Source organism: Brevundimonas sp. AAP58, assembly GCF_001295975.1.
Taxonomy (GTDB): domain Bacteria; phylum Pseudomonadota; class Alphaproteobacteria; order Caulobacterales; family Caulobacteraceae; genus Brevundimonas.
Genome location: NZ_LJHU01000014.1, coordinates 1 through 20,000, shown reverse-complemented (window position 1 = coordinate 20,000; position 20,000 = coordinate 1). Strand labels below are relative to the sequence as shown.

General features: G+C 66.3%; 20 protein-coding genes, 2 tRNA genes and 2 rRNA genes (1 of these 24 running past the window's edge). 18 read left to right on the top strand and 6 right to left on the bottom strand.

Annotation, left to right across the window (positions count from 1 at the left end; genetic code table 11):
• From IP78_RS02100 to IP78_RS15205, 4 genes are all read left to right on the top strand, one after another.
• Positions 1-2,330 (top strand): 23S ribosomal RNA (locus IP78_RS02100) (it extends 451 nt beyond the left edge of the window).
• 71 nt (positions 2,331-2,401) lie between these two features.
• Positions 2,402-2,516: ribosomal RNA gene (rrf, locus tag IP78_RS02095) — 5S ribosomal RNA — on the top strand.
• A gap of 61 nt (positions 2,517-2,577) precedes the next feature.
• A tRNA-Met gene (locus IP78_RS02090) sits at positions 2,578-2,654 on the top strand.
• Positions 2,655-2,705: 51 nt separating this feature from the next.
• Positions 2,706-2,808 (top strand) — tRNA-Met (locus tag IP78_RS15205).
• 51 nt (positions 2,809-2,859) lie between these two features.
• Here IP78_RS15205 and acs read toward each other — a convergent pair.
• Complete coding sequence (acs, locus tag IP78_RS02085) at positions 2,860-4,791, bottom strand: acetate--CoA ligase (RefSeq protein ID WP_054110060.1); 1,932 nt, start codon at positions 4,789-4,791, stop codon at positions 2,860-2,862.
• A gap of 125 nt (positions 4,792-4,916) precedes the next feature.
• On the opposite strand from acs, the gene IP78_RS02080 reads away from it, so the two are divergent.
• From IP78_RS02080 to rlmJ, 6 genes are all read left to right on the top strand, one after another.
• Positions 4,917-5,795, top strand: a complete 879-nt coding sequence (locus IP78_RS02080) for a DUF4232 domain-containing protein (RefSeq protein WP_054110075.1) — start codon at positions 4,917-4,919, stop codon at positions 5,793-5,795.
• Between the two features lie 39 nt (positions 5,796-5,834).
• Positions 5,835-7,028, top strand: a complete 1,194-nt coding sequence (gene kbl / locus IP78_RS02075; RefSeq protein ID WP_054110059.1) for a glycine C-acetyltransferase — start codon at positions 5,835-5,837, stop codon at positions 7,026-7,028.
• Positions 7,028-7,354, top strand: a complete 327-nt coding sequence (locus IP78_RS14930; RefSeq protein ID WP_255350729.1) for a barstar family protein — start codon at positions 7,028-7,030, stop codon at positions 7,352-7,354. The genes kbl and IP78_RS14930 overlap by 1 nt, the downstream gene beginning before the upstream one ends.
• Positions 7,355-7,362: 8 nt before the next feature.
• Positions 7,363-8,403, top strand: a complete 1,041-nt coding sequence (gene tdh, locus IP78_RS02070) for an L-threonine 3-dehydrogenase (RefSeq protein WP_369814655.1) — start codon at positions 7,363-7,365, stop codon at positions 8,401-8,403.
• A gap of 104 nt (positions 8,404-8,507) precedes the next feature.
• Positions 8,508-8,954 carry an opioid growth factor receptor-related protein gene (locus IP78_RS02065; protein ID WP_054110057.1) on the top strand — a complete coding sequence of 149 codons (447 nt, stop codon included), beginning with the start codon at positions 8,508-8,510 and terminating at the stop codon, positions 8,952-8,954.
• An 8-nt stretch (positions 8,955-8,962) separates the two neighbouring features.
• The gene (gene rlmJ / locus IP78_RS02060) at positions 8,963-9,781 is read left to right on the top strand and encodes a 23S rRNA (adenine(2030)-N(6))-methyltransferase RlmJ (RefSeq protein ID WP_054110056.1); all 819 of its coding nucleotides are present in this window, start codon (positions 8,963-8,965) and stop codon (positions 9,779-9,781) included.
• On the opposite strand, the gene IP78_RS02055 is transcribed toward rlmJ, so the two are convergent.
• Positions 9,778-10,083, bottom strand: coding sequence for an antibiotic biosynthesis monooxygenase (locus IP78_RS02055; RefSeq protein ID WP_054110055.1), 306 nt, complete (start codon positions 10,081-10,083; stop codon positions 9,778-9,780). The genes rlmJ and IP78_RS02055 overlap by 4 nt on opposite strands.
• A 75-nt stretch (positions 10,084-10,158) precedes the next feature.
• On the opposite strand from IP78_RS02055, the gene IP78_RS02050 reads away from it, so the two are divergent.
• Positions 10,159-10,884 carry a type 1 glutamine amidotransferase gene (locus tag IP78_RS02050; RefSeq protein ID WP_231680864.1) on the top strand — a complete coding sequence of 242 codons (726 nt, stop codon included), beginning with the start codon at positions 10,159-10,161 and terminating at the stop codon, positions 10,882-10,884.
• Positions 10,885-10,948: 64 nt separating this feature from the next.
• Entirely contained in the window at positions 10,949-11,185 is a 237-nt protein-coding gene (locus IP78_RS02045) for a hypothetical protein (protein ID WP_156320245.1), read from the top strand.
• On the opposite strand, the gene hemF is transcribed toward IP78_RS02045, so the two are convergent.
• Complete coding sequence (hemF, locus tag IP78_RS02040) at positions 11,182-12,069, bottom strand: oxygen-dependent coproporphyrinogen oxidase (RefSeq protein WP_197272352.1); 888 nt, start codon at positions 12,067-12,069, stop codon at positions 11,182-11,184. The two genes, IP78_RS02045 and hemF, sit on opposite strands and share 4 nt — an antisense overlap.
• Positions 12,070-12,171: 102 nt before the next feature.
• Between hemF and IP78_RS02035 the strand changes: the two genes are divergently transcribed.
• Both IP78_RS02035 and IP78_RS02030 read left to right on the top strand, forming a co-directional pair.
• A complete protein-coding gene (locus tag IP78_RS02035; RefSeq protein ID WP_054110052.1) occupies positions 12,172-13,464 on the top strand; it encodes a M20/M25/M40 family metallo-hydrolase in 1,293 nt (430 codons plus the stop codon).
• 53 nt (positions 13,465-13,517) lie between these two features.
• Positions 13,518-14,771, top strand: coding sequence for a dipeptidase (locus IP78_RS02030; RefSeq protein WP_054110051.1), 1,254 nt, complete (start codon positions 13,518-13,520; stop codon positions 14,769-14,771).
• An 8-nt stretch (positions 14,772-14,779) separates the two neighbouring features.
• Here the strand turns inward: IP78_RS02030 and IP78_RS02025 are convergent, their stop codons facing one another.
• Together IP78_RS02025 and IP78_RS02020 are read right to left on the bottom strand one after the other, a co-directional pair.
• A complete protein-coding gene (locus IP78_RS02025) occupies positions 14,780-15,181 on the bottom strand; it encodes a BLUF domain-containing protein (protein ID WP_054110050.1) in 402 nt (133 codons plus the stop codon).
• Positions 15,182-15,257: 76 nt separating this feature from the next.
• Complete coding sequence (locus IP78_RS02020; protein WP_054110049.1) at positions 15,258-15,668, bottom strand: hypothetical protein; 411 nt, start codon at positions 15,666-15,668, stop codon at positions 15,258-15,260.
• Between the two features lie 319 nt (positions 15,669-15,987).
• Here IP78_RS02020 and IP78_RS02015 point away from each other — a divergent pair, with 319 nt between their 5' ends.
• The gene (locus IP78_RS02015) at positions 15,988-16,467 is read left to right on the top strand and encodes a TspO/MBR family protein (protein ID WP_054110048.1); all 480 of its coding nucleotides are present in this window, start codon (positions 15,988-15,990) and stop codon (positions 16,465-16,467) included.
• On the opposite strand, the gene IP78_RS02010 is transcribed toward IP78_RS02015, so the two are convergent.
• On the bottom strand, positions 16,442-16,906 hold the full coding sequence (locus tag IP78_RS02010) for a tRNA (cytidine(34)-2'-O)-methyltransferase (protein ID WP_054110047.1): 465 nt from the start codon (positions 16,904-16,906) through the stop codon (positions 16,442-16,444). The two genes, IP78_RS02015 and IP78_RS02010, sit on opposite strands and share 26 nt — an antisense overlap.
• Before the next feature lie 199 nt (positions 16,907-17,105).
• On the opposite strand from IP78_RS02010, the gene petA reads away from it, so the two are divergent.
• Genes petA through IP78_RS01995 form a run of 3 tightly spaced genes read left to right on the top strand, consistent with a single transcriptional unit; the run spans position 17,106 to position 19,855 of the window.
• Positions 17,106-17,657, top strand: coding sequence for a ubiquinol-cytochrome c reductase iron-sulfur subunit (petA, locus tag IP78_RS02005; RefSeq protein ID WP_054110046.1), 552 nt, complete (start codon positions 17,106-17,108; stop codon positions 17,655-17,657).
• 12 nt (positions 17,658-17,669) lie between these two features.
• Positions 17,670-18,998 (top strand): cytochrome b/b6, encoded by a 1,329-nt coding sequence (locus tag IP78_RS02000; RefSeq protein ID WP_054110045.1) that lies wholly within the window; start codon positions 17,670-17,672, stop codon positions 18,996-18,998.
• Positions 18,999-19,003: 5 nt separating this feature from the next.
• Positions 19,004-19,855: a cytochrome c1 gene (locus tag IP78_RS01995; RefSeq protein ID WP_054110044.1), complete on the top strand. Its 852-nt coding sequence runs from the start codon at positions 19,004-19,006 to the stop codon at positions 19,853-19,855.
• Positions 19,856-20,000: the final 145 nt, after the last annotated feature.

The following is a 20,000-nucleotide window of genomic DNA, read 5'->3' as shown; positions in this document are numbered from 1 at the left end:
CCAAGCCTAAGTACTCCTCTACGACCGATAGTGAACAAGTACCGTGAGGGAAAGGTGAAAAGCACCCCGACAAGGGGAGTGAAACAGATCCTGAAATCGGAAGCCTACAAGCAGTCGGAGCCCCCATGCGGGGTGACGGCGTACCTTTTGTATAATGGGTCAGCGACTTCATGTGTCGAGCAAGCTTAAGCCGTTAGGTGTAGGCGCAGCGAAAGCGAGTCTGAATAGGGCGCTAAGTTCGACGTATGACGACCCGAAACTGGGTGATCTATCCATGAGCAGGATGAAGGTTGGGTAACACCAACTGGAGGTCCGAACCGGTGCCTGTTGAAAAAGTCTCGGATGACTTGTGGATAGGGGTGAAAGGCCAATCAAACCCAGACATAGCTGGTTCTCCGCGAAATCTATTTAGGTAGAGCGTCCGGCGAATTCCTCGGGGGGTAGAGCACTGGATGGTTGCGGGCTGCGCGAGCGGTACCAATACTAACCAAACTCCGAATACCCGAGAGAACTACCGGGCAGACACACGGCGGGTGCTAACGTCCGTCGTGAAAAGGGAAACAACCCTAACCATCATCTAAGGCCCCCAAGTACTGGCTAAGTGGGAAACGATGTGGGATTGCTTTGACAATCAGGAGGTTGGCTTAGAAGCAGCCATCCTTTAAAGAAAGCGTAACAGCTCACTGATCAAGCGATCCTGCGCGGAAAATGTAACGGGGCTCAAGCCAGTCGCCGAAGGTATGGGTTCGCGTAAGCGAGCGGTAGCGGAGCGTTCCGTAAGCCAGTGAAGGTCAGGCGTGAGCCTGGCTGGAGGTATCGGAAGTGAGAATGCTGACATGAGTAACGATAAGGAGTGTGAGAGACACTCCCGCCGAAAGACCAAGGGTTCCTGCGTAAAGCTAATCTGCGCAGGGTTAGTCGGCCCCTAAGGCGAGGCTGAAAAGCGTAGTCGATGGGAAGCAGGTAAATATTCCTGCACCAGCTGGAAGTGACGGATGGCGTAACTTGTCAGGGCTTATTGGATTGTCCTGGCAGGGAAGTTGTCCCTGGAAATAACTCCAGCAGAGACCGTACCCGAAACCGACACAGGTGGTCAGGTAGAGCATACCAAGGCGCTTGAGAGAACTGTGCTGAAGGAACTCGGCAAATTGCACGCGTAACTTCGGAATAAGCGTGACTCTCTTTTGGGCAACCAGATGAGAGTGGCACAAGCCAGGGGGTAGCGACTGTTTAGCAAAAACACAGGGCTCTGCGAAGCAGCAATGCGACGTATAGGGTCTGACGCCTGCCCGGTGCCTGAAGGTTAAAGGGAGATGTGAAAGCGTCGAACTGAAGCCCAGGTAAACGGCGGCCGTAACTATAACGGTCCTAAGGTAGCGAAATTCCTTGTCGGGTAAGTTCCGACCTGCACGAATGGCGTAACGACTTCCCCACTGTCTCCAGCACAGGCTCAGTGAAATTGAATTCCCCGTGAAGATGCGGGGTTCCCGCGGTCAGACGGAAAGACCCTATGAACCTTTACTATAGCTTCGCCTTGGCGTTAGCGACCGTATGTGTAGGATAGGTGGGAGGCTATGAAACTGGGGCGCCAGCTCTGGTGGAGCCATCCTTGAAATACCACCCTTACTGTCGTTGACGTCTAACCGAGGGCCGTTATCCGGTCCCGGGACATGGCGTGGTGGGTAGTTTGACTGGGGCGGTCGCCTCCCAAAGTGTAACGGAGGCGCGCGATGGTGAGCTCAGAGCGGTCGGAAATCGCTCGTCGAGTGCAATGGCATAAGCTCGCCTGACTGCGAGACTGACAAGTCGAGCAGAGACGAAAGTCGGCCATAGTGATCCGGTGGTCCCGCGTGGAAGGGCCATCGCTCAACGGATAAAAGGTACTCTAGGGATAACAGGCTGATTTTGCCCAAGAGTCCATATCGACGGCAAAGTTTGGCACCTCGATGTCGGCTCATCACATCCTGGGGCTGGAGCAGGTCCCAAGGGTTCGGCTGTTCGCCGATTAAAGTGGTACGTGAGCTGGGTTCAGAACGTCGTGAGACAGTTTGGTCCCTATCTGCCGTGGGTGTTCGAAGCTTGAGAGGATCTGTCCCTAGTACGAGAGGACCGGGATGGACGTACCTCTGGTGGACCTGTCATGGCGCCAGCCGTGCAGCAGGGTAGCTAAGTACGGAATAGATAACCGCTGAAAGCATCTAAGCGGGAAACTAACCTCAAAACAAGGCTTCGCTGAGGATCGTGGAAGACTACCACGTTGATAGGCCAGGTGTGGAAGCGCGGCGACGCGTGAAGCTTACTGGTACTAATAATCCGATCGGCTTGATCGTTTCTCAGCAAAACTCATTCGATTTTCGCAAGACAATGTCTTCTCTCACAATCCATGTATCCGCTTGGTTGACCTGGTGGCTATGTCGGAGGTTCCCCACCCGATCCCATTCCGAACTCGGTCGTTAAGCCCTCCAGAGCCAATGGTACTTCGTCTCAAGGCGCGGGAGAGTAGGTCGCCGCCGGGTCTACCAAGCGGATACACGGATTGTGTCTCTCGAACGTTCTTCCTTCACGCCTACCGTTTGCCGCGGGATGGAGCAGCCCGGTAGCTCGTCAGGCTCATAACCTGAAGGTCGCAGGTTCAAATCCTGCTCCCGCACCCAAGATCTCAAGGCCCCGCTGGCTCCCGCCGCGGGGCTTTTTGCTGTCTGCACAGTGGGATGGAGCAGCCCGCGTCGCTTCGCCGTATACGGCTCCGCTCCACTCCTCAGGCTCATAACCTGAAGGTCGCAGGTTCAAATCCTGCTCCCGCACCCAAGATCTCAAGGCCCCGCTGGCTCCCGCCGCGGGGCTTTTTGCTGTCCGGCATCACGGCCGCCCTGCGACCAAGGCGTCGACGACGGACGGATCGGCCAGGGTCGAGGTGTCGCCCAGCGCCCCGGTCTCGTTCTCCGCGATCTTCCTCAGGATGCGCCGCATGATCTTGCCCGATCGCGTCTTGGGCAGGCCCGGCGCCCACTGGATGACGTCGGGTGCCGCGATCGGCCCGATCTCTTTCCTTACGTGAGTGACGAGATCAGCGCGCAAAGCATCGCTCGCCTCGACGCCGGCGTTCAGCGTCACATAGGCGTAGATGCCCTGGCCCTTGATGTCGTGGGGGAAGCCGACAACCGCCGCCTCGGCCACGTCGGCGTGCAGCACCAGCGCGCTCTCCACCTCCGCCGTGCCCATGCGGTGGCCCGAGACGTTGATCACGTCGTCCACACGGCCGGTGATCCAGTAATCGCCGTCTTCATCGCGCCGGCAGCCGTCGCCGGTGAAGTACTTGCCCGGGTAGGCGCTGAAATAGGTGTCGAAGAACCGCTGCGGGTCGCCATAGACCGTCCGCATCTGGCCCGGCCAGCTGTCGGTGATGACCAGATTGCCCGATGCGGCACCCTCCAGCACGTTGCCCTCGGCGTCCACCAGCTCCAGCTCCACCCCCGGCAGCGGCTTCGTCGCTGACCCCGGCTTCAGGTCCGTGGCGCCGGGCAGGGGAGAGACCAGCACGCCCCCCGTCTCCGTCTGCCACCAGGTGTCGACGATCGGCAGCCGGCCCTCGCCGACCACCTCGTGGTACCAGCGCCAGGCCTCCGGATTGATCGGCTCGCCCACAGTGCCGAGCAGGCGCAAGGACGCCCGGCTCGTCGCCTTCACCGGCCCGTCGCCCTCGCGCATCAGCGCCCTGAGCGCCGTCGGCGCCGTGTAGAAGATCTCGACCCTGTGCTTGTCCACGACCTCCCAGAACCGGCTGACGCTCGGGTGGTTGGGCACGCCCTCGAACATCAGGGTCGTGCCCGCGTTCGCCAGGGGGCCGTAGACGACGTAGCTGTGCCCCGTGACCCAGCCCACGTCGGCCGTGCACCAGAAGACCTCTCCGGGTCGGTAGTCGAAGACCAGTTCGTGCGTCCACGACGCCCAGAACAGATAGCCGCCCGTGGTGTGCAGCACTCCCTTGGGCTTTCCGGTCGAGCCCGAGGTGTAGAGGATGAACAGCGGATCCTCCGCGTCCATCGGCTCGCACGGACACTCGTCCGAAACCCCGTGCTTCAGCTCGCCATAGCGAAAGTCCCGCCCGCCGGTCATGGGCACATCGGCGTTGGTGTGGCTGATCACCAGCACCGTCTCCACCGCCACCTTTTCCAGCGCCGCATCGACGTTGGCCTTCAGCGGCACGCGCTTGCCGCCGCGCAGGCCCTCGTCGGCGGTGATGACCAGCCGCGAGCCGCAATCCTCGATCCGGCCCGCCAGGCTGTCGGGACTGAAGCCGCCGAACACCACCGAATGGATCGCGCCGATCCTTGCACAGGCCAGCATGGCCACGGCGGCGGCGGGGATCATGGGCAGGTAGATCGTCACCCTATCACCCTTCCTGACCCCCAGCGACTTCAGCACATTGGCCATGCGGCACACCTCGCGGTGCAGCTCGGCATAGGTCAGACCGCCGGACTGATCGGGTTCATCGCCCTCCCAGAGGATCGCCGTCTGGTCGGCGCGCTCGGGCAGGTGCCGGTCCACGCAGTTGAAGCAGACGTTCAGCACCCCGTCGGCGAACCAGCGGATGCGGAAATCCTCCCTGGCGAAGGACACGTCCTTTATCACCGTCGGCGCCGTGATCCAGTCCAGTCGGCTTGCCTGCTCAGCCCAGAAGGCGTCGGGCCGCTCACGCGCCGCGACCCGCGCCGCCTCATAGGCTTCGCGATTCATATGGGCGCGAGCCGCCCATTGCGGTTGCACGGGATACAGGTCGCGTTCGGTCATGGGGCGCTCCTTCGCCGCGACCTTAGCGGGCCGGCGCGCCTCCGGCCAAGTCGCCGGCAAGGCCCAATCAAGCGGAGCCATTGTCACCGGACGGCGTTATTCTCGCGCGTCCAATGGAGACCCGCATGACCTCGACCCGCCCGCTCGCTCTTGTCCTGATGGGGGCCTTGTCGCTGGCCGCCTGCGACCGCGAGTCCGCTGAACCGGTGACACCCGTGCCCCAGGACTCGCCCGTGGGCGCACCGGTCCCGACCGCGCCCGCTATCGGCTACGCCTGCGAGAGCGGCAAGACCGTCCAGGCCCAGTACATCGACACCGAGACGGCCCAGGTGGTCTACGACGGCCAGACCTATGCCATGCGCATCGCCGTCTCGGGTAGCGGCGCCCGCTATGTCGGTTCTGGCCTCGAATGGTGGACCGCCAGCCGCAATGGCCAGGAACAGGCGACGCTCAGCCGCATCGGCCCGAACGATCAGGTCGGCACGGCCGTTCTGGAACGCTGCAGTCGCCCGTCCGCTAACCCCGAGCTTCCGCCGCCCGGCCAGCCGGCCTCGACAGGAGCCACGGCGATCGCCTGCCGCACGGCTGATCTCCGTCTGGCGGCCGGGGAGGGCGACGCTGGTGCGGGCAACCGCGTCCAGACCCTGACCCTGACCAATGCCGGGACCGCGCCGTGCAATCTGTCGGGCTATCCCGCCGTGTCGCTGCTCGACGCCGATGGCCGTCCCGTCAGCGGCGTGCGCGCGGATCAGAGCCCCGGGACCGCTACCCCGGTGACGCTGGCCGCGGGCGGGCGCGCCTTCTTCGACATTGCCTGGAACGTCGTCCCGAATGAGGCTCAGGGCCAGACGACCTGCCCGACGGCGGCGAGGGTCACGGTCCGCATGGGTGCCGACACTGCCAGCCTCGCGCTGCCGCTGAGCCTCACCCCGTGCGGCGGGCGCATCCGGGTCAACCCGGTGAGGGCGACCGAGAACGTCGCGCCGGCGCCTGAGGCGGCCTGACGCTTCCAACCCCTTCGGTCAGGGTCTAAGAGGCGGCGCATGAGCACCGCCTCCTTCCACGATCGCGTCGCCGCCGAACTGTCCGACATCGCCGACCAGGGATTGACCAAGCCCGAGCGGGTCATCCAGTCCCGCCAGGGGCCGGTGATCGAGGTCAGCGGGCGTCAAGTCCTGAACTTCTGCGCCAACAACTACCTCGGCCTGGGCGGCGATCAGCGGATCGTCGATGCCGCCAACGCCGCCACCCAACGCTGGGGCGGGGGCACGGCCTCGGTGCGGTTCATCTGCGGCACGCTGGAGATCCACAAGGAGCTCGAACGCGCCATCGCGGACTACCTCGGCTTCGAGGACACCATCCTGTTCGCCGCCGCCTTCGATGCCAACGGCGGCCTGTTCGAGCCCCTGTTCGGGCCTGAGGACGCGATCGTGTCGGACAGTCTGAACCACGCCTCGATCATCGATGGGGTTCGGCTGTGCAAGGCCAAGCGCTACCGCTACGCCACCTCCGACATGGCCGACCTGGAGGCCCAGCTGAAGCAGGCCCGGGCCGACGGGGCGCGCGACATCATCATCGCCACCGACGGCGCCTTCTCGATGGACGGCTACATCGCCAAACTGGATGAAATCCGCGCCATCGCCGACCGTTACGACGCCCTGATCATGGTCGACGACTGTCACGCCACGGGGTTCCTGGGGCCTCAGGGTCGAGGCTCCTACGCCCATTGCAGGGTCAAGGTCGACTTCGTCACCGGCACCTTCGGCAAGGCGCTAGGTGGGGCCATGGGCGGCTTCATCTGCGCGACGAAGCCGGTGGTCGAACTGCTGAAACAGCGGGCGCGGCCCTACCTCTTCTCCAACGCGCTCGCCCCGTCCGTCTGCGGCGCGAGCCTGGAGGCCATCCGCATCGCCCAAGGGGCCGAGGGCGACGCGCTCCGTACCCAGCTGTTCGCCAACGCCGAGCGGTTCCGGGGCGCGATGCAGGCGGCCGGCTTCGACCTCCTGCCCGGCCAGCACCCGATCATCCCGGTCATGCTGGGCGACGCCAAGCTGGCCCAGGACTTCGCCGCCCGCATGCTGGAGCTCGGCGTCTACGTCATCGGGTTCAGCTTCCCTGTGGTGCCGCGCGGCCAGGCCCGCATCCGCACCCAGATGTCGGCGGCGCACACCTTCGAACACATTGATCAAGCGGTCGCGGCGTTCACGACGGCGGGGCGAGAGCTGGGGGTGGTTTAGTGTCAGTCAGACGCCTGATCATTGACGGTGCAAAGGTGCGAGATATGGAAGACGTGTACGATCTGTTCGTCGCGCTTCCTGATATCCCTGACTGGGTCGGTCGAAATCCTGATGCGCTGTATGATACTATTGCAATGATCCAAGAGCCTACGGAGATCGATGTTTACGACCTTCCAGCCTTGAAGCAAAATCTGAGATCAGATTACCCAGTATTCATGTCCATTTTAGAAGACTCAGTGGCTGCAAGCCAGAAATCTCCGGAGTACCCTGCCTTAACTCTGTCGATTATGGATGGGCCGGGGTTGGCGAGAGGAACTGGCGTATGACCACTACGATGAAGGCCCTGGCCAAGATGCGGCCCGAGATCGGCCTGGACCTGATCGAGGCGCCGGTGCCGACGCCCGGTCCCGAGGACGTCCTGATCAAGGTGCGCCGCGCGGCGGTGTGCGGCACCGACATCCACATCTGGAACTGGGACGAGTGGTCCCAGAAGAACGTGCCTGTCCCCATGATCACGGGCCATGAGTTCAGTGGTGACATCGTCCAGATCGGCAAGGACGTCGATCGTCGCCTCAAGGTCGGCCAGCGCGTCTCGGTCGAGGGCCACGTCATCGACCTGAACTCCGAAGCGGCCCGCGCCGGCCACTTCCACCTCGACCCCGCCACGCGCGGCATCGGCGTGAACCGCCAGGGCGGCTTCGCCGAATACGTCGTCGCCCCGGCCTTCAACGTCATCGAGCTGCCCGAGGACGTGCCTTACGAGATCGGCTCGATCCTCGACCCGTTCGGCAATGCCGTGCACACGGCCCAGCAGTTCGACCTGCTGGGCGAGGACGTGCTGGTCACCGGGGCCGGCCCCATCGGCATGATGGCCGCCGCTGTTGCCCGCCACGCCGGCGCGCGCACCGTCGTTCTGACCGACATCAACGACTTCCGGCTGGAGCTGGCCCAGAAGGTCGCGCCGGGCGTGCGCTGCGTGAACACGACGCGTGAAGACCTGCACGACGTCATGAAGGAGCTGGGCCTCAAGGTCGGCTTCGACGTGGCGCTGGAGATGTCCGGCAGCCCCATCGCCTTCAAGCAGTGCGTCGACACCCTGATCATGGGCGGCGGCCTGGCCCTGCTCGGCATTCCGTCGAAGCCCATGGAGACCGACTGGGGCGCGATCATCCTGAAGGCCCTGACCATCAAGGGCGTCTACGGGCGTGAGATGTTCACCACCTGGCGCAAGATGCTGGGCCTGCTCAAGGCCGGTCTCGACCTGACCCCGCTCATCACCCACACCCTGCCGTACGACCGCTATGCCGAAGGCTTCGAGGCCATGCGCTCGGGCCAGTCAGGCAAGGTCGTGCTGGACTGGGACAAGGCGGCCTGAACCACCGCCCTTGACGCCATACCCGTGATCCCCGACCACCCGGGGGTCATGGGGCCCGCGACTGATTCCCGTCCGCCTGCCGCGCCGCCTTCGAGGCCGCGCGGATGAGCGACATCGTCGACTTCCTGAAGGGCGGAGGCACCGACGGCGCGGGCCGCAACGTCTTCGAGGTCGTCGCCATGAACGACCGCCAGATCGAGGAGACCCACGACTTCATCCAGTGGCTGTTCCCGCTGGACCAGCCGTCCGGCGCCAACCGCCGCGCACCCATCCTGACGCCCGAGGACGTCCAGGCCATCCACGCCTCGGGCCTGGCCCAGATCGCGCTGGCGGCGGGGACAGACCGCATGGCCGCCTTCTATCAGTCGAACGGCCACTGGCTGGTCCCCCAGGACCACAACCACCTGCGCATCACCCGCATCATCAAGTCGCTACGCCTGCTCCGCGGCCCCGGCGAGGCGGCCGAGTTCCGCGACCTGATCCTGAAACTCGACGACCGCGCCGGTCGCCCCATCAGCCCGGCCAGCCGCACATTCTGGGAGCAGGCCTAGGGCTCGCCATGAACTATCGCCACAGCTTTCACGCGGGAAACTTCGCCGACCTCGTCAAGCATGCCCTGGTGCTTTGGCTGCTGAAGGCGCGTCAGGCCGCCGGGCCGATGATGGTGCTGGACACCCATGCGGGCGCCGGTCTCTACGACCTGACGGGCGACGCGGCTCGATCCCGAGAAGCCGAGGCGGGCGTCGCACGCCTGATGGCGGTCGGGGCGCGGCCCTCGCTGATCGAGGCGCTGGCGGCGGAGGTGGCGGCTCTGAATCCCGAGGGCGGCGTGCGCTTCTACCCCGGCTCACCGGTGCTGATCGCGCGGGCCCTGGGTCCTGAGGACCACTATGTCGGCTTCGAACTGCGCGAGGAGGTGGCCGGCCTGCTGCGCGAGAGTCTCAGGGGCTTTGCCGGCGCGCGGGGCGAGATCGGCGACGGATACGATCTGGTCCGGGCGGAGGCCAGGCAGGCGAGGGGGGCTGTGGTCCTGATCGACCCGCCGTTTGAACGACCCGACGACTACCTGCGCGCGGCCGAAACCGCCGGGGCCATCGTCAAGCCCGACCCGGATGCCCTGGTCGCCATCTGGACCCCGCTCAAGGACCTGGAGACCTTCGACGGCTTCCTCCGGCGGCTGGCGGCCGCGACCTCTGTCCCGACCCTCGTCGCCGAGGCGCGGCTGCGTCCCCTGACCGATCCCATGAAGATGAACGGCTGCGCCATGGTCGTGGTCAATCCGCCCGCCGGGGCGGACGCGGCGGCGACCGAGATCTGTGGATGGGTGGCCCAGACCCTCGGCGACGCGGGGGCCCGGGCGGAGGTCTGGCGCGCCTAGCCGATCACCTCGCCGGCCTCGTAGAGGTTCGGCTCGAACGTCGCGATGGCCATGATCGGCACCATGGCGGCGGCGACGGCTTCGTTGCGCGTCATCGCCTTCCAGTCATCCACCGAGCGCCAGACGGCGTGATTGGCCACCGTCTTGCCGTTCAGCCCCCGGTGCAGCGTCGCCGAGACAAACCCGGGCAACCCGACCTGAGCCCGGGTCAGGGCGGCCAGCAACTCGAGCAGTTCGTCCTGCTTCTCCGGCTGGACCTTGAAGACGTTTATGAGGACGACGGGAGCGTCATCGGCGTCCATGGCGAGACCCTGGCTGGCGGTCGGTCAAGGCACCGACGCGGGCCCTCTAGCGCATTCCGTCGCCGGGCGCCCTAGATGAGCGACAATCATCCCCAGCCTCGCGGAGTCTTCATGCCGACCATCGCCGTGCTCGAGACCGGCCGCCCGCCTGCCGCACTTCAGCCCACCCACGGCGACTATCCGTCGATGTTCGTCCGGCTGCTCGGCGACGGGTTCGAAACGCGCGCCTTCGACGTCCAGGCTGGCCATCTGCCCGATCCGGCCGTCTTCGACGGCGCGATCATCACCGGCTCGGCGGCGGGCGTATACGAGGACCACGCCTGGATCCCGCCCCTGCTGGACTGGATCCGGAGGGCGCGCGGCCGCACGCGCCTGGTCGGCGTCTGCTTCGGACACCAGGCGATGGCCCAGGCGCTCGGCGGCCGGGTCGAGAAATCCGAGCGCGGCTGGGGCGTGGGGCTGCATCGCTATCGCGTGGTCGAGCCCCAGCCCTGGATGGACCCGCTGGTCGCTGAGATCGCCCTGTCCGCCTCGCATCAGGACCAGGTCCTGCTGAAGCCCGAGGCCGCGCGTGTCACCCTGGCCAGCGACTTCACCCCCTACGCCGGCCTCGCCTGGGACGACGACGCCATGTCCCTTCAGCCCCACCCGGAGTTCAGCCGCGCCTTCACGGGTGCCCTCGTCGAAGGCCGGCGTGGGAGGATCGAGGAAGCTGTGGTCGATCGGGCGGTCGAGAGCCTGGAAGCGGAGGATGATCGCCGCCTAGTCGGGCAATGGATCAGACGGTTCCTGACGGCCTGACCGCCCAACCTTCTCTATGTGCGTGGTGCTGCTACGCTCGATCTGTCTAACCCAGGAGATCGCGATGAAATCTCGTCTAGCCTACACCGCCGCCGGCATCGTCGCCCTGTCGGCGCTCGTCGCCGCCGTGTCCTCGGAGCCCACCCAGGCCCAGTCCGGCGGGCGCTGGGTGCCTGCGGGAGCCTACAACACCGACGCAGGCGGCGAGGTCTGGATGGTCAACACCGAGACAGGCGTGGCCCGGAACTGCTTCTGGCAGCAGGGCTACAGCGCGCCGCGGTGCGTCAACAGCATCGGCTAGGGCCACTTCACCACCGGCGGCATCGAGCTCAGGATCGACTCGACGTTGCCGCCGGTCTTCAGCCCGAAGGTAGTGCCCCGGTCGTAGAGCAGGTTGAACTCGACGTAGCGGCCCCGGCGGATCAGCTGCTCCTCGCGCTCCTCGGGCGTCCAGCTCTCGGTCATGCGCCGACGCACGATGGCCGAATAGGTGTCCAGGAACGCCATGCCGACGTCGCGCGTGAAGGCGAAATCCTTCGCGTAATCGCCGCTGTCGTGATGGTCGTAGAAGATGCCGCCGATGCCGCGCATCTCGTTGCGATGCGGCAGCATGAAGTATTCGTCGCACCACTGCTTGTACTTGGCGTACCAGCTCGGATCGTGGGCATCGCAGGGCGCGCGCATCCCGGCGTGGAAGGCGATGGTGTCCGGCGCCTCCTGCGTCCGCTCCACATCCAGCACGGGCGTCAGGTCCGCCCCGCCGCCGAACCAGCTCTTCGTTGTGGCGATGAAGCGGGTGTTCATATGCACCGCCGGGACCTTCGGACTGACCGGGTGGCAGATCAGGCTGATGCCGGTGGCGTAGAAGCGGGGGTCGTCCTCGGCACCGGGAACATTCTTGGCGTAGTCCGCCGGAAACTCGCCGTGGACGGTCGAGACGTGGACGCCGACCTTCTCGAACAGGCGGCCGTGCATCATGCCCATGACGCCGCCGCCGCCCTCGTGGCGGGACCACGGCGTGCGCACGAACCGGCCGGGCTCGCCGGGAAACAGGTCGGCGGGCGCGGCGTCTTCCAGCGCCTCGAATCCGGCGTGGATACGGTCCCTCAGGGTCTCGAACCAGGCGCGGGTCTCGGCCTTCTTCTGATCCAGCGAGGGGGCGGGGGCGATGTCGGCTTGGCTCATGGCCGTGTTGAACCACGCTTCGCCGAGCGCGTCACCTTGTCCTCCGCCCGCTTTACCTGGCTGCCCGTGTTCGTCAGGGTGTCGGCATTCCGGAGACTGTTCATGCGTCTGCTTCTGTCCACCATCGCTAGCCTCCTGCTCGCCGGGACCGCCGTGGCCCAGACGCCCGAGGCCGAGCGGATCATCGTCTCGACCGTCGTCGCCGAACACGAGCGCCATATCGGCCTGCTGGAGCGGATGGTGAACCAAAACTCCGGCACCCTGAACGCCGAGGGCGTGCGCGCGACCGCCGAGATGGTCCGCGCCGAACTGGAGCCGCTGGGCTTCGATGTGCGCTGGATCGACATGAGCCAGACCGGTCGCGCCGGGCACCTCGTCGCCACTCACGACGGTGGCGGAAAGAACATCCTGCTGATCGGCCACCTCGACACGGTGTTCGAGCCCGATAGCCCGTTCCAGACCTTTGTTCGCGACGGCTCGCGCGCGACCGGCCCCGGCATCGGCGACGACAAGGGCGGAGTGGTCGTCATCATCGCCGCCCTTCGCGCCATGCAGGCGGCGGGCACCCTGGAAGGGTCCAACGTCACTGTCTTCCTGACCGGCGACGAGGAACGGCCCGGCACGCCGCTGGAGATCGCCCGGCGCGACCTGATCGCGGCGGGCCGCGTGGCCGACTATGCGCTGGAGTTCGAGAACCTGGCGACCGAGAACGGCGCCGAGTTCGGCACCATCGCGCGGCGCAGCGCCGCCAGCTGGACGCTGACGACCGGAGGCCGTACGGGCCACTCCAGCGGGGTGTTCAACGACACGCTGGGCTATGGCGCGATCTATGAGATGGCGCGAATTCTCGACGCCTTCCGGCGCGAGCTGCCCGAGCCCAACCTGACCTACAACGTCGGCGTCATCGCCGGCGGCACTCCGGCCGGGATCGACGCCGACGGCTTTCGCGTCGAAGCGTCCGGCAAGACCAACATCGTCGCCGAGACTGCCGTCGCGCGCGGCGACCTGCGCACCCTGACGCCGGAGCAGGACGCCCGCGTCCGCGCCCGGATGGCCGAGATCGTGGGTCAGAACCTGCCGCGCACCACCGCCGAACTGGTCTTTGCCGAGGACGGCTATCCGCCCATGGCGCCGACGCCCGGCAACTCGGCGCTTCTGGACCGGCTGAACCAGGTCAATCGCGACCTTGGCCTGCCTGAAATGGCCCCCTTCGATCCGGCTCGAAGGGGCGCGGCGGACAGCGGTTTCGTCGCGGCGGACGTCGATACCCTGGGCGGTCTCGGCATCGCGGGCGGCCTCGCCCACGCCGAGGGCGAGTGGGCCGACCTCGACAGTCTGGTGCGCCAGTCCCAGCGCGCGGCGGTGCTGATCGGGCGGCTCAGCCTGGGGGAGTGACGACAGGCGTCGGCGTCTGCCACAGTCCCGGCTCGACTTCCGGAGGCTGTTCCATGATCCGCGCCCTGACGCTCGCCGTCTGCTCCCTCGCCCTCGCTCTTCCGGCTGTCGCCCAGGACGGCGAGGCCCGCGCCCGACGCATCCTGGAGCGCACGCCCCTGATCGATGGCCATAACGACCTGCCGTGGGCGCTGAGGCAGGCGCACGGGTCCGATCCCTTCGCGGTCGATCTGACGGCCAATCTGAAAGGCTCGACGCGGCTGCATACCGACATTCCCCGTCTGCGGGCCGGCGGCGTTGGCGGCCAGTTCTGGTCGGTCTATGTCCCCGCCAGCCTGACCCCGGTCGAGGCGGCCAAGGCGACCTTCGAGCAGATCGATGTGGTCCGCCGCATGGTCGCCGCTCACCCGGACGTCTTCGAACTGGCCACCACCGCCGACGACATCGTCCGCATCCATCGCGCGGGGCGCATCGCGTCGTTGATGGGCATCGAGGGCGGCTACTCCATCGACGATTCGCTGGGCCTGCTGCGCGAGTTCCATGAGGCGGGTGTGCGCTACATGACCCTGACCCATTCGCGTACGACGTCCTGGGCCGACAGCGCCACCGATGCCCCGCGCCACGGCGGCCTGTCGCCCTTCGGAGAGGCGGTGGTGCGCGAGATGAACCGGCTGGGCATGCTGGTCGACCTCAGCCACGTCTCGGAGGAGACGATGCTGGACGCCATGCGGGTGTCGGACGCGCCGGTCATCTTCTCGCATTCCTCCGCGCGCGGCGTGACGGATCATCCGAGGAACGTGCCCGACAGCGTGCTGCGTCTCATGGCCGAGGACGGCGGCGTGGTGATGGTCACCTTCGTGCCCGGCTTCATCAACGAGACCTTCCGCGCCTGGAGCGCGGCCCGCGCCGCCGAGCAGGCCCGGCTGGGGTCGCTGGAGCCTGGGGATCCGGCGGCGGTGCGCGCCGGCATGGAGGCCTGGGACGCCGCCAACCCCGTTCCCGAAACCGGCGTCGCCGATGTCGTGGCCCACATCCAGCATGTCCGCGACGTGGCGGGCATCGACCATGTCGGGATCGGCGGAGACTTCGACGGGGTGCCGCGCCTGCCGACCGGCGTCGACGGCGTCGACGCCTATCCCCGCATCCTCGCCGCCCTGATGGCTCAGGGCTGGACGGAAGGCGACATTCGAAAGCTCGCGGGCGAGAATGTGCTGCGCGTCATGCGCGCCACCGAGGCCGTGGCCGCCTCACGTGCCGCCGAGCGGCCAAGCCTGGTCGCGATCGCGACCGACGACAGCCCGGACTGATCCGTCGCTCAGGCGGAGGGTTCGGCCGCGATCCGCTTGAAGATCGACAGGATCTCGGCGCGGCTGGCGCGCTCCGGCTCGCCGTCGGCGACCTGGGCCGGGGTCCACATCCATGATCGCGCCGGGTCGTGCCGCATGGCCCAGTCGGGGAAGATCCGGCTGGCGGCGGGCCCCGCCAGCAGCCGCCGGACCTCCAGGTGGCGGTCGTCCTTCGCGATCCGCTCGAAGGCGGCGGTCACCGCGTCGACCGGGCCTTCCAGCAGTTGCAGATACAGATCGTCCCGACAGATCAGCGAGCCGGTGATCCCGTCGCGTTCGTTGCAGCGCCGGGCGTCGGCCAGAATGCCGTTCAGCATGCCTTGGTCGTAGCCGAAGGGGCGCGATGCGTAGACGACCTGGAACAGCGACATGGAACCTCCGTGGCCGGATGCTCCGACCGATCGACATGATGGCCCCGGCGTTGGGGCCGGAATAGGGGCGAAGGCCTCAGGGCGTCGGGGGCGGGACCAGGCCGATCGACTTCAACACAATCGCCTGGACGACCATGATCGCCAGCCAGCTCAGGCTGTCGGTGGTCATGGCCCCTGCGGACAGACCGCGCTGGGTGTGATTGACGATGGTGGCTGGCACGACGAAGCCGATCCAGATCACCACGGCGCTGCCGATGGCCATGGTCCATGCCCCGGCCTCGGAGGGGGCCAGGATCAGTGCCCCGGCCAGGATCGCGCACAGCCAGGCCTGGGCCAGAACGATGGCGATGATCACCCCCGGCGTCAGGGCCGTTCCCGTTGAGGCCCCGCCCATGCGGCCGAGGAGCCAGCGCATGAGCAGTCCGGCGGTCAGTCCGCATCCGGTCGCGACCGCGATCGGCACGGCGTTGAGCACGATGTAGATCATCCCGGCCTCCCTTGACTGGCGAACAGGACCACCCCGACGGGGTGGTGACAATCCCGGCGGCATCGCCTGCGGCACGGGGCCGCGTGACAGCCCGACGCGCGACACCGGCGCGGCTGGCTTGACCATGCCTCGGGGTCCACGGACGAGGCATGCAAATCCCTCCTGATCCGAACCGCCGCCGCCTCATCCAGACCGTCGGCTGTCTCAGCTACATCGTGGGCATCGCCGCCGTCGGCGGGCTGGCCCTGATGATTTGGCGCATCGTTTAAGGGCGCAGTTCCTTCGCGCCACCGCGTCCCGCTTGCGCTAGGGTGTCGACATGAGCCCCGAAATGTGGATCGCCGTCGCCGTCTTCGTCGGCCTGAACTTCGTCGCCGCGTCGAGCGGGGGGATGTTCAAGCCGGGCCCTTGGTATGCCGGCCTCAACAAGCCGTCGTGGACGCCGCCCAACTGGGCCTTCCCGGTGGTCTGGGGGCTTCTGTTCGCGCTGAACGCCTGGGCCGGCTGGTTGATCTGGGAGGCTATCGGCATGTCGCGTCCCGATGTGCTGGCGCTGTACGTCGGGTCGCTGATCCTGAACGCGGGCTGGTCGTGGCTGTTCTTCGGGATCAAGCGGATGGACTGGGCGCTGATCGACGTCGCCTTGCTGTGGCTGTCGCTGGTGGCCGTCATCGCCGTCTTCTGGTCGATCCGCCCGGCGGCTGCCCTGCCAGTGCTGCCCTATCTGCTCTGGGTGACGATCGCGGCGGCGCTGAACCGCGCGATGATCCGGCTCAATCCGGGTAAGGCGCGAGGCTGAGGCGCGTCTGTCTCAGCGCCTCGAACACCCCGATGCCCGCGCTGACCGCCAGATTCAGCGATCGCGCGCCGGGCTCCAGCGGGATGACCACCCGCTCGTCCGCCGCTTCATGCACGAACTCCGGCGCACCTGATGGCTCGGAGCCGAACAGCAGGATGTCGTCGGGGCTGAAGGCGAAATCGTTCAGCGCCGTCGCCCCCTTCGTCGTGAACAGGACAAGCCGACCCGGGCCCCGCGCCGCCTGAAACGCGTCCCAGTCCGCATGCCGCGTCATGTGCGACAGGGGGCCGTAATCCAGCGCCGCGCGCTTCATCGCCCGGTCGTCGAAGGCGAAGCCGGTCGGCTCGATCACATGGAGCTCGACTCCGAAGCAGGCCGACAGGCGGATACAGGCCCCGACGTTCTGGGGGATGGCCGGTTGAAAAAGGGCGAGACGCATTCTAAGGCCCCTCATAAGCGCGGGATGGGGTCCTGTCGCGGTCCGGATTGAGACCGCTTCTCACGAAGCATCAAAATCTTGCGGCGATGCGCCGCAAAGCCGGGTCGGGCCTTGCATCCCACATCGCGCTATAGGAACGCACTCGCGCGCGGGGTCCTTTTTTGGGCGCCCGCCTTCGCAGTTTTTGGAAAGGTGAGCCGTGGCCGAATCGGTCGTGAGTCCAGAAGGCCCGAACGGGGCGCCGGAAGGCGAAGCCACCCGTCGGGATTTCATCCACATCGCCGCGGGCGCCGCGGCCGTGGGCGCAGGCGTCATGGCGGCCTGGCCGCTGATCAACTCGATGAACCCGGCCGCCGACACGCTCGCGCTGTCGACGGTGGAGTTCGACACGTCGAAGGTCGCCGAGGGTCAGCAGATCGTCATCACCTGGCAGGGCAAGCCGGTCTTCATCCGTAACCGCACCGCCGCCGAGCTGCAGCGCGTCAGCGCCGAGGCCAACGTCGGCAGCCCGCCCGAGCCCGACAGCGCCCGCACCAAGCCGGGTCATGAGGCCACACTGGTCGTGCTCGGAAACTGCACCCACCTGGGCTGCATCCCCACCTTCGGCACCGGCGAGTTCGGCGGCTGGTTCTGCCCGTGCCACGGCTCGCACTACGATGCGTCTGGCCGCATTCGAAAAGGCCCGGCACCCCTGAACCTGATCGTGCCGGACTACGAATACACCGCCGGCTCCACCATCCGGATCGGCTGAGGCTAGGAAACGATGAGCGGACACGAATCCACATACGTCCCCAAGACCGGCGTCGAGAAGTGGCTCGACACCCGTCTTCCGATCGTGCGTTTCGGCGCCGATTACCTGGCGCTGCCGACGCCCAAGAACCTGAACTACTGGTACACCTTCGGCGCGATCCTGAGCATCTGCCTGGTCGTGCAGATCGTCACCGGCATCTTCCTGGCGATGCACTACCAGCCCAACACCGAGATGGCCTTCGCCTCGGTCGAGCGCATCATGCGTGACGTCAATGGCGGCTGGCTGATCCGCTACGTCCACCAGACGGGCGCCTCGATGTTCTTCATCGCGGTCTATATCCACATGCTGCGCGGCCTCTACTACGGCTCCTACAAGGCCCCGCGCGAGATGATCTGGATCCTGGGCTGTCTGATCTTCTTCCTGATGATCGCCACGGCCTTCCTCGGCTACGTCCTGCCGTGGGGCCAGATGTCCTACTGGGGCGCCGAGGTCATCACCAACCTGATCGGGGCCATCCCCCTGATCGGCGAGCCCGTGCTGATCTGGCTGCGCGGTGGTCCGGCGATCGACAACGCGACGCTGAACCGCTTCTTCTCGCTGCACTACCTGCTGCCGTTCGTGATCTTCGGCGTGGTGGTGCTGCACCTCTGGGCGCTCCACACCGCCGGTCAGAACAATCCGGTCGGGATCCTGATCCCCAAGGAGCGTGAGAAGAAGGACACCGTGCCCTTCCACCCCTACTACACGGTCAAGGACGGCTTCGCCCTGATCCTGTTCCTGATCCTGTTCAGCATCTTCGTCTTCTTCATGCCGCACGCGCTGGGCCACCCGGACAACTACATCCCGGCCAACCCGCTCGTGACGCCGCCGCACATCGTGCCGGAGTGGTACCTGCTGCCCTTCTACGCGATCCTGCGCGCCATCCCCGACAAGTTCGGCGGCGTGGTGGCCATGTTCGCGGCCATCGGCGTGCTGTTCGTCCTGCCCTGGCTGGACACCTCCAAGGTGCGCTCCATGCGCTACCGCCCGACGGCCAAGATCTTCTATGCGATCTTTGTCGCGAACGCCTTCGTGCTCGGCTGGTGCGGGGCCATGCTGCCGGACGCTCCGGTCGTTCCGGGCATGCCCAGCTTCACGCTCTTTGACGGCGAGCTGAACTCCTACCTGTGGCTGACGCGTCTCTCGACGCTCTACTACTTCGCCTTCTTCCTCGCGATCCTGCCGTATCTCGGCCTGAAGGAGGTCCCGTTGAAGATCCCCGCGTCGATCTCGGAGCCGGTGCTGAAAGGCCCCGACGCCATGACTGCCGCCGCTCCTGCCTCGCCTGAGAAGAAGGGCTGATCCCGATGAGCCTCTCTATTCGCAAGATCGCGGTCGCGGCGCTGGCGATCGCCGCCATCTCGTCCCCGGCCTTCGCTGCTGGCGAAGCCAAGCACCCCCGCTCGGGCGGGTTCTCGTTCGAGGGGCCGCTCGGCACCTTCGATCAGGCCCAACTGCAGCGCGGCTACAAGGTCTACCGCGAGGTCTGCTCGGCCTGTCACTCGATGGACCTGCTGAGCTTCCGCACGCTCGGTGAGCGTGGCGGACCCTTCTACGATCCGTCTGCCCCCAGCGCGGCCGAGAACCGTTTCGTCCGCGCCATCGCGGCCGAGGCCCAGATCGCCGACATCGACACCGAGACGGGCGAGCCGATCATGCGTCCCGGCATCGCCGCCGACCGCTTCCCCAACCCGTGGCCGAACCGGACAGCGGGCGCGGCGGCGAACGGCGGGGCCTACCCGCCGGACCTGTCGGTCATGGCCAAGGCGCGCAAGGACGGGTCGAACTACATCTACTCGCTGCTCAGCGGCTATGTGGACCCGCCGGCCGAACTGCGCATCGGGCCCGGCCAGTACTACAACCCGTACATGATGGGCGACATGACGCCCTTCTGGGACGGCGATCCGGACAAGGTCCCCTACGGCGGCTTCATCGCCATGCCGCCGGTCCTGTCGGACGGCCAGGTCACCTATGACGACGGCACCGAGGCCACGGTCGACCAGATGTCCAAGGACGTCGCGGCCTTCATCACCTGGGCCTCCGACCCCCGCGCGGTCGAGCGCAAGCAGACCGGCATGGGTGTCCTGGCCTTCCTCGCCATCTTCGGAGGCCTGACCTATGCCAGCTATCGCCGCATCTGGAAGAACGTGGCGCACTGAGCCCGTTCCGCATCTCTGAAACAAGAAGCCCGCCGGAGAACCTCCGGCGGGCTTTCTTCTGCGCGATGATCACTTGGCGCGGGCAGACGCGCGGCGGCTTCAGCTCCCCGACATGGCGGCTTGCATGGCCGAGAGCGTCGCGGGG